7 protein-coding genes are annotated in these 9402 nt (G+C 57.1%); 4 read left to right on the top strand and 3 right to left on the bottom strand.

Annotation, left to right across the window (positions count from 1 at the left end):
* Both BLQ98_RS05645 and gyrA read right to left on the bottom strand, forming a co-directional pair.
* Positions 1 to 248 (bottom strand): transposase (locus BLQ98_RS05645; protein ID WP_208596022.1); only part of this gene is annotated, 248 nt, incomplete at its 3' end.
* 164 nt (positions 249 to 412) lie between these two features.
* A complete protein-coding gene (gyrA, locus tag BLQ98_RS05640) occupies positions 413 to 3169 on the bottom strand; it encodes a DNA gyrase subunit A (RefSeq protein WP_093732359.1) in 2757 nt (918 codons plus the stop codon).
* 239 nt (positions 3170 to 3408) lie between these two features.
* On the opposite strand from gyrA, the gene BLQ98_RS05635 reads away from it, so the two are divergent.
* Entirely contained in the window at positions 3409 to 4470 is a 1062-nt protein-coding gene (locus BLQ98_RS05635; RefSeq protein WP_093732358.1) for a DUF2855 family protein, read from the top strand.
* A gap of 18 nt (positions 4471 to 4488) precedes the next feature.
* Here the strand turns inward: BLQ98_RS05635 and BLQ98_RS05630 are convergent, their stop codons facing one another.
* Positions 4489 to 5436, bottom strand: a complete 948-nt coding sequence (locus BLQ98_RS05630) for a radical SAM protein (RefSeq protein WP_093732357.1) — start codon at positions 5434 to 5436, stop codon at positions 4489 to 4491.
* 178 nt (positions 5437 to 5614) lie between these two features.
* On the opposite strand from BLQ98_RS05630, the gene zwf reads away from it, so the two are divergent.
* The 3 genes from zwf to pgi are packed head-to-tail and all read left to right on the top strand — an operon-like array spanning position 5615 to position 9338.
* Positions 5615 to 7084, top strand: a complete 1470-nt coding sequence (gene zwf / locus BLQ98_RS05625) for a glucose-6-phosphate dehydrogenase (RefSeq protein WP_093732356.1) — start codon at positions 5615 to 5617, stop codon at positions 7082 to 7084.
* The gene (gene pgl, locus BLQ98_RS05620) at positions 7081 to 7752 is read left to right on the top strand and encodes a 6-phosphogluconolactonase (protein WP_093732355.1); all 672 of its coding nucleotides are present in this window, start codon (positions 7081 to 7083) and stop codon (positions 7750 to 7752) included. Before zwf ends, pgl begins: the two co-directional genes overlap by 4 nt.
* Positions 7749 to 9338 (top strand): glucose-6-phosphate isomerase, encoded by a 1590-nt coding sequence (gene pgi / locus BLQ98_RS05615; protein ID WP_093732354.1) that lies wholly within the window; start codon positions 7749 to 7751, stop codon positions 9336 to 9338. The genes pgl and pgi overlap by 4 nt, the downstream gene beginning before the upstream one ends.
* Positions 9339 to 9402 lie beyond the last annotated feature (64 nt).

The raw sequence follows: 9402 nt of genomic DNA, 5'->3' as shown, positions 1-9402 counted from the left end.
ACAGCGATAGGCAGTTCGCCGTCTTGCCCCTTCAATCTCTTGGCGGATGACCCGTTGCGACGGTTGGTCTGATCAGGCGGGGCATCCTTGCCGTCTTCATAGCCCAAATGTGACGTCAACTCAGCACCGAGCATTCGCTCCATCAGCTTGATCTTGAGCTCTTTCATTAGACCGGCATCGCCAAGCAGGTCTTCAGGCCGCTCGCAGCCCTTCAGTAGTTCGTCCAGCAGTTCCTCGGATATGGTCATCGTCCTTGCTCCTCTCAGGAAGCATGGACCAGATCGCAATTACACAGAAGATCGGACACTCTCCTTCGGGGGCGCTTTTTTCGTACCTTCTAACGTCTGAAGTCTGAAAATAAAAAAGCCGCCCCTCATTATAAGGGGCGGCTTTAAGATGTTAAAAAGTAGTCTTACGCTTCGGGGGAGATGATTTCGCCGTCTACTGTTTCATCGCCCTGATCTGCGATCCAAGCAACGCTTACCACGACTTCGCCGCGGCCGGTGTCAAAGACTTTGACGCCGCCAGCGCTCCGCGAGCGGAAGGAAATGCCTTCTACTGGGACGCGAATCGATTGCCCTTTGGACGTAGCGAGCATGATCTGGTCATCTAGTTCGACCGGGAACGAAGCGACGATCTCACCGCCGCGCATTGCCTTGTCCATCGCCGTCACACCCAGACCGCCACGCCCGCGGACGGGGTAATCGTGGCTGGAGGACAGCTTGCCCGCGCCTTTTTCTGTGATCGTCAGAAGAAGATTCTCTGCCGCAGACATTTCTGCATAGCGTTCCTGCGAGAAGTTTGGATCGGCGGGTGCTTCGTCCTCGTCGTTTTCCGCATCATCAACAAGACCCGCCATCGCACGGCGCATCTTGAGGTAGGCCGTGCGCTCTTCCGAGGTCGCGTCGAAGTGGCGAATAATCGACATCGATACGACTTTATCGTCCCCGTTCAGCTTGATGCCACGCACCCCGACAGAGGCGCGGCTGTTGAACACGCGCACATCGGTGGCGGGAAAGCGGATGGCGCGGCCCGAGTTGGTCACCAGCATGACGTCATCGTCATTAGAGGCGATGCGTGCGTTGATCAGGGTCGTCTCGGCGTGATCGTCCTCGAACTTCATGGCAATCTTGCCATTACGCATAACGTTTGTGAAATCTGAAAGCTTGTTCCGACGAACAGTACCGGCAGAGGTCGCAAAGACCACCTGCAAATCGTCCCAATCTTTTTCGTCGCGGTCCACGGGCATAATCGCCGCAATGGACACGCCGGTCGGGATCGGCAGGATGTTAACGATCGCCTTACCTTTCGACGTGCGCCCGCCTTGGGGCAAGCGCCAGGTTTTGAGCTTGTAGACCATGCCGTCTGTCGTAAAGAACAGTAGTTGCGTGTGGGTATTAGCAACAAAAAGGGTGGTTACCACGTCCTCTTCTTTGGTTTGCATACCCGAAACACCTTTGCCGCCGCGACGTTGGCTGCGGAAGTCGACCAACGGGGTGCGTTTGATGTAGCCGCCCGAAGTTACGGTCACGACCATGTCTTCGCGTGCGATAAGATCTTCGTCGTCCATGTCGCCGGACCAATCGACAATCTCTGTGCGGCGCGGAACGGCAAATAGGTCTTTTACCTCGGCCAACTCGTCCGAGATGATGCCCATGATACGTTCACGGCTGCCCAGAATCTCGAGGTATTCCTTGATCTTCTTGGCCAGTTCTTCCAGCTCGTCGGTGACTTCTTTGACGCCGATCTGGGTCAGGCGCTGCAGGCGGAGCTCAAGAATGGCACGGGCCTGTGTTTCAGACAGGTTATAGGTCCCATCTTCATTGGCCGTATGTGTCGGATCGTCGATCAGTGCGATATACTGCAAGATCTGCTCTGCAGGCCAGCGACGGGTCATCAGCTTTTCGCGCGCCTCGGCGGCATCCGCCGAGGAACGGATGGTCGCCACGACCTCATCGATATTGGTGACCGCGACGGCCAGACCGCACAGGATGTGGCTGCGTTCACGCGCTTTGCGAAGCAGATAAGCCGTGCGGCGGGCGACAACATCTTCGCGGAAATCAATGAAAGATGTCAGGAACTTGCGCAGGGTAAGCTGCTCTGGCCGCCCACCGTTCAGCGCCAGCATGTTACAACCGAAATAGGTTTGCATCGGTGTGAAACGATAGAGCTGGTTCATCACCACTTCGGCGGTGGCATCGCGCTTCAGCTCGATTACGACGCGCACACCGTTCCGGTCCGATTCATCCTGAACATGGGCGATGCCGTCGATCTTTTTCTCGCGCACCTGTTCGGCGATTTTTTCGATCATCGTGGACTTGTTCACCTGATAGCAAATCTCGTCGATGACGATGGCAAACCGGTCTTTGCGAATTTCTTCGACACGGGTCTTGGCCCGCATAATCACGCTGCCGCGCCCCTCAAGGTAGGCTTTGCGTGCACCGGACCGGCCCAACATGATCCCGCCTGTGGGGAAGTCGGGGCCGGGAATATATTCAATCAGCTCTTCCGATGTCAGATCGGGATTTTCGATCAATGCCTGACAGGCATCGATCACTTCGCCCAGATTGTGCGGCGGAATGTTCGTCGCCATACCAACGGCAATACCGCCAGCGCCATTGACCAGCATGTTCGGAAAACGTGCAGGCAAAACAGTGGGTTCGCGTTCTTTGCCATCGTAGTTGTCGATGAAATTGACGGTCTCCTTGTCCAGATCGCTGGTCATGAACGACGCGACCTTATCAAGGCGCGATTCCGTATAACGCATGGCCGCAGCACTATCGCCGTCCATGGAGCCGAAATTACCTTGACCGTCAATCAGCGGCAGCGACATCGAAAAGTCCTGAGCCATACGCACCAACGCGTCATAGATCGCGCTGTCACCATGCGGGTGGTAGGAGCCCATCACATCGCCCACAGACTTCGCAGACTTACGGTATGATTTATCGTGCGTAATGCCTTTTTCATACATCGAATAGATGATGCGGCGATGAACTGGTTTTAGCCCGTCTCGCAGGTCGGGAATGGCGCGCGAAACGATGACCGACATGGCGTAATCCAGATAGGATGTCCGCATCTCGTGTTCGATAGTGACCGACGGGCCATCGAACACGGGGCGTGCAGCTGGGATTTCGTCATCGTTTTCAGGGGTTTCTGGCGTCTCGTTCACGTAATCTGCCTAGCTCTTGCTGGTTCTATATCTTGCGGTTTCGTATAGCAGATGGGGCATATCGGGTGCAATGCCTGCGGCCTTGACTGGCGGGGATTCACTTGTGCGTCAGGCTAAGTGATTGAAATGTAATGATACTAATTCTGGCGAGATATTTGTTGCGCAACGTCAGTTCCGATAGGCAGCAACAGCGCGTGGGTTTGGGGTTAGGGTGTCGCCAAACAAGGGGGGAATTTACCATGCAACAGATTTTGGTCAATCAAAACGCAATCACTGAAACACGGGCCGTCACAACCCAGGCAGAGCCGCTGGCACCGAGGCAGGCGCGTCTGGCAATCGAAAGCTTTGCGCTCACGTCGAACAATGTCACCTACGCAGCAGCGGGCTTTGACATCGGCTATTGGCAGTTCTTTCCGACGTCCGAGAACGGATGGGGCATTGTGCCGGTCTGGGGCACCGCTAGAGTCGTTGAAAGTCGCACTGACGTGCTAAGCGTCGGCACGCGGCTTTATGGTTTCTATCCGATGGCGTCCGAGCTGGTGATCACCCCTGAAAATGGCTCCGCCGGTTTGGTGGATGCAGCGGCCCATCGGGCAAAGCTTCCGTTGATCTATAATCAATACACCCCCGTCAAAAACGGCCCCGCATCAGAGGACCACTTACGTGCCTTGCTGCAACCTTTGCTGGCTACATCCTATCTGATCTACGATTGGTTGCAGGATAATGACTGTTTCGGTGCCGATCAAATCATCGTGGGCAGTGCTTCGTCCAAAACCGGATTGGGGCTTTGCCGCTATCTGTTCGAGCCCAAAGAGCGTGCCTATCAGATTGTGGGCCTTACCTCTGCCGGGAACCGCGCGTTTGTGAAAGGACTGGGGCATTGCGATACCGTGCTGACCTATGACCAGATTGCCGATCTCGACCACGTGCCGTCCGTCTATGTCGATATGTCCGGCAACAGTACCGTCAAGGCCGAGCTGCATGGCACGTTAAAACACCAGCTTAAACATTCGTCAGCAGTGGGACTAAGCCATTGGAATCAATTCACCCCAACAACACCGCTTGAAGGCCCGAAACCGCAGTTCTTCTTTGCGCCCTCTCAGGTCGCTAAACGTCGGCAGGAATGGGGGCCTGGTAAGATCGAGGCACAGATTACTGCGGCGTGGAAACGTATCGCCGCCAGCGCATCGGACTGGATGGATGTGCAGGTGCATGAAGGCGTCGAAGCCGCAGAAGGGGTCTATGCCGCATTGGCCAAAGGCGAAGCCGACCCCAAAATCGGAGCGGTTATCCGTCCATAGCGCGTCGCGGGCAAGGGGTCAGGCTGAACAGCTTGCCCCGCCCAAGACGCAGAATTTGGCGCAATGGGGGTGGTTCAAGGCGACGTCTTTCTCGGCCTCTTCCAGCGAATGCCCCAGCTCAAACTCTTCGCTATAGGGCAGCAGCGTGCAGGCCAGCACCGCTGGTGTCGCGGCCCCCTTGCGTTTGACCACCATCCGCGAGCTTGAACACATCACCGCGTCGGGGGATTTATCCAGAATACCCCAGCAGGCGGTGGTGATTTCGGGCACTTCGACGGTTTCATCCATTTCGGGGAAAAGGACTGTTATACTAGGGTCTTGCGCGTCGATGTCAAAGCCGTGTTCAGCATAGAAGGCCCCATAGCCGGCGCGGCTGTCTTCATCTGTCGCGCCGAAAACCGAACGCCCTGCGACGGCCATGCGGATACCGTTGTCGCGTAGCCATTTCATACCGGTGACGGTCTTTTCCAGCGCACCAGCACCGCGTTCTGCGTCATGCAAATCGGTCCGGTAATGATCCACTGAAATCCGCAAGGTCAGCTTGTCTGGATAAGCCTCGTTCAGGCGCGCCAGACCGGCCTGCACCGATTTGCGCATCATTGGGCGCATTGCGTTGGTGAGGATCAGCACATCGTATCCGGCTTTAAGCGAGGCTTCGGTGATCTCGATCATCTGCGGGTTCATGAAAGGTTCGCCGCCAGTAAAAGCGATTTCCGTCACTGGCCAGTTCCGCTGCGTGATTTGCCCCAGGTAATCACGCACGTCGTCCGCTGTGATATAAACCAGGGCGTCATTCGTCGGGCTGGATGCGATATAGCAGTTCACGCATTCGATGTTGCACAGGGTGCCGGTATTGAACCACAGGGTTTGCGGGTTTGTCAGGCTTACCGTCGCGCGGGGTTCGCCTTTGGCAGTGACGGCAGGGTCTTGAAACTTACCGATATTTGCGTCGACAACGTCTTTCATAAAGAACCGAGCCTCACCTGATATAATTAACTTTTCTTTGTCTATGCGAATGGTATGCGCAATAAAACCCCGTGTCATTTGGCGCACAGACTTGTGAAATGCGGAAATCTAGGTATGTTTGCGCTAACATTGCATCTCGCTACCCAAAAGTCGTAGCCTCGCGACAAGGAGCATCCACATGGTATCACGCGTCATTCCGGTCGACCCCTTTGATCTGGTGATTTTCGGCGGCACAGGCGATCTGGCCCGCCGCAAGATCCTTCCGGGGTTGTTCCGTCGTTTTTGTGCAGGGCAGATGCCCGAAAATGCCCGTGTCATCGGCGCGGCGCGTACGGAAATGGACCGCGCGGGCTACCAGCAGATGATCCGCGAGGCGATTGCCGAATTCAACGGCGACTTCGAGCACGACAAGGCGCAGCTCGACGGGTTCATTGACCGTCTTGAGTATGTTGCGATTGACGCAAAGGGCGAAGACGGCTGGGCCGAGCTGCAAAAGCTGATGGCAGGAACCGAACGAGTAGAGGCCTATTATTTCTCTGTCTCGCCTGCATTGTTCGGAGATTTGGCCGAGCGTTTGCAACAATGGGGCATGGCCGATGCGCAAAGCCGAATCGTGGTTGAAAAACCGTTCGGTCGCGACCTCAAGACCGCGCAGGCGCTCAACGCCACGCTCGCCAAGTATTTCGACGAAAGCCAGATCTACCGGATCGACCACTATCTGGGCAAAGAGACGGTGCAAAACCTGATGGCCGTGCGTTTTGGCAACATGCTGTTTGAACCCTTGTGGAACAGCCAATACGTCGACCACATCCAGATCACCGTGGCCGAAACCGTTGGCGTCGGGGGTAGGGGTGAATACTATGACAAGTCGGGTGCCATGCGCGACATGGTGCAAAATCACCTGATGCAACTGTTGTGTTTGATTGCGATGGAACCCCCCGCGCGGTTTGATCCCGACGCGGTGCGCGATGAAAAGCTCAAGGTGATCCGTGCGCTGGACCCCGTGCTGCCACATCATATTGCCCGTGGACAGTATCAGGCAGAGCCATGCAACGAGGCCGAACAACCGGGGTACCGTACCGCCGTTGGTGATCCGCGCTCGCGCACCGAAAGCTTTGTCGCGCTGAAAACCCACATCAGCAACTGGCGATGGGCTGGGACGCCCTTCTATCTGCGCACCGGGAAACGCATGGCCGCGCGCTCGTCCGAGATTACAGTCGTGTTCAAGGAAACCCCGCATTCGATTTTCACCGAAGATGCGGGTCGTCATCGTAACGTCCTGTCGATCCGACTGCAGCCGAACGAAGGCATTACCCTTGGCGTGACGATCAAGGAACCGGGCCCGGGCGGTATGCGTTTGGTCGACGTGCCTTTGGATATGACATTTGCCGACGCATTGGGCCCTGATGGGTCGGAACAGGTCGATGCCTATGAACGACTGATCATGGATGTCATCCGTGGCAACCAGACCCTGTTCATGCGCGGCGACGAGGTGGAGGCCGCATGGGCCTGGACCGACCCGATCATTCAAGGCTGGGAAGCACGCAACGATGTGCCCAAACCCTATGACAGCGGGTCTGATGGTCCGACAGATGCCAACGAACTGATGCGCCGTGACCAGCGGCAATGGCGGGAGTACTCTGCATGAAGTTGATCGAATATGCCGACCGCGAAGTCCTTGCGATGGACCTCGCTAATCTGATCGCGGGAGAGCTGAAAAATGCGCTCCTGTCCCATGACACTGTTAGCTTTGCCGTGCCTGGCGGGACAACACCGGGGCCAATCTTTGACAGCCTCAGCGGGGCCAATCTGGACTGGTCGCGCGTGCAGGTTATGCTGGGGGATGAACGCTGGGTCGCGCCTGATCACGAGATGTCGAACGCACGGCTTTTACGCAACCGCTTGCTGGTCGGGCGTGCGGCGCAGGCGGGCTTTACGCCGTTCTATGTGGACGGGCTGACCTCGGCCGAGGCGGCAGAAACGCTGTCACCGCAAATCGAATCCAAGCTGCCGTTGTCGGTGCTGTTGCTCGGAATGGGCACGGATATGCACACCGCATCGCTTTTCCCCGGCTCCAATGGGCTGGAGGCCGCGATGGCCGTGGACGCACCGGCGCTCTGTCCGATTAATGTCGACGGGCAGGATTTCGGGCGCATCACCCTATCGCGTCGGGTGCTCGAGGGCGCGATGTCAAAGCATCTTGTGATTTTTGGCGATGAAAAACGCGTAGCGGTGGAGCGGGCGCAAAGCCTGCCGGCCCTAGAGGCCCCCATCGGCGCAGTATTGAACGAGGCGACAGTACATTGGGCACCATGAATTCCTTTGATGATTTGCGCCAGATACAGGCGGCGGTGAAAGACCGCTCTATCTTGTCCTTGTTCGACACAGCCGATCGCGCTCAGACGTTCAGCGCGCAGACCGGCGACATGTTGTTCGACTTTTCCAAAACCAACCTCGACCGCGCCACAATGGATGCGCTGATCGGGTTGATTGATGCCGCCGATGTGCCAGCGCGTCGTGATGCGATGTTCGCTGGCGACAAAATAAACGAGACCGAAGACCGTGCAGTGCTGCACACCGCGCTTCGCAATCTCGACGGCGGGCCAGTGATGGTAGACGGGGAAGATGTGATGCCGGGCATCCATCACACGCTCGACCGGATGCGTGATTTCGCCGACAAAATCCGCAGCAGCAAAATCACCGATGTGGTCAATATCGGTATTGGGGGCTCTGATCTGGGGCCTGCGATGGCTGTACAGGCGCTGTCGCCCTATCATGACGGACCGCGCTGCCATTTTGTATCGAACGTCGACGGGGCACATATTTCGGATACGCTGCGAGGACTTAACGCGAAAACCACATTGGTGATCGTCGCTTCCAAGACCTTTACCACGATAGAGACAATGACAAACGCTCGCACCGCGCGCGCATGGATGACGGATAATGACGGCGACCCCGCGATACAGTTTGCAGCCCTTAGCACGGCGCAGGACAAAACGTCCGATTTCGGGATCGATGCGGATCAGGTATTTGGTTTCGAAGACTGGGTCGGCGGACGATACTCTGTCTGGGGGCCCATTGGCCTCTCGCTGATGATCGCCATCGGCCCGCGTGCATTTGATGCGTTTTTGCGGGGGGGGCAGGCGATGGACCGTCACTTCTGCGCCGCCGCCCCCCACGAAAACATGCCGATGCTGCTGGCTTTGGTCGGCATCTGGCACAATCAGATCTGCGGCTATGCCACCCGCGCCGTGCTGCCTTATGACCAGCGTCTGGGGCAATTGCCCGACTATCTGCAACAGCTCGAAATGGAATCAAACGGCAAGTCCACGCTGATGGACGGCCCGACTGCGCCTTATAGCACAGGACCCGTCGTCTGGGGTGCAGCCGGCACCAATGGGCAGCACGCATTCTATCAACTGATCCACCAGGGCACCCGCGTCATTCCTTGCGAATTCCTGATCGCAGCCAATGGGCACGAGCCGGACCTGACGCACCACCACAAGCTGCTGATCGCAAACTGCCTTGCGCAATCCGAAGCTTTGATGCGCGGGCGATCCCTGCAAGAAGCGTCTGAGCTGATGGCTGCGAAAGGCCTGACCGGGGCCGAGCTTGACCGGCAAGCCCGCCACCGCGTGTTTTCCGGGAACCGTCCGTCAACGACGCTGACCTATCCGCTGCTCGACCCTTTCGCATTGGGCCAGATCATTGCGCTTTACGAACACCGCGTCTTCATCGAGGGCAGCATTCTGGGGATCAACTCTTTCGATCAATGGGGGGTGGAACTGGGCAAGGAATTGGCAACGTCGCTCCAGCCGATCGTCAATGGCGAGGCATCTGCCACAGATAAAGACGGCTCAACCGCGGCACTGGTCGCCTTTATCGCAAAACACGCTGACTGAGGATCGCAGCTTCATTTTGCCGAATAAACTCCGGGGAGTGTGAGGGGCAGCGCCCCTCATCCCT

Source organism: Sulfitobacter litoralis, from assembly GCF_900103185.1.
Lineage (GTDB): Bacteria > Pseudomonadota > Alphaproteobacteria > Rhodobacterales > Rhodobacteraceae > Sulfitobacter > Sulfitobacter litoralis.
The sequence above is the reverse complement of the archived record's forward strand: the minus strand, read 5'-3'. Positions and strand labels throughout refer to the sequence as shown.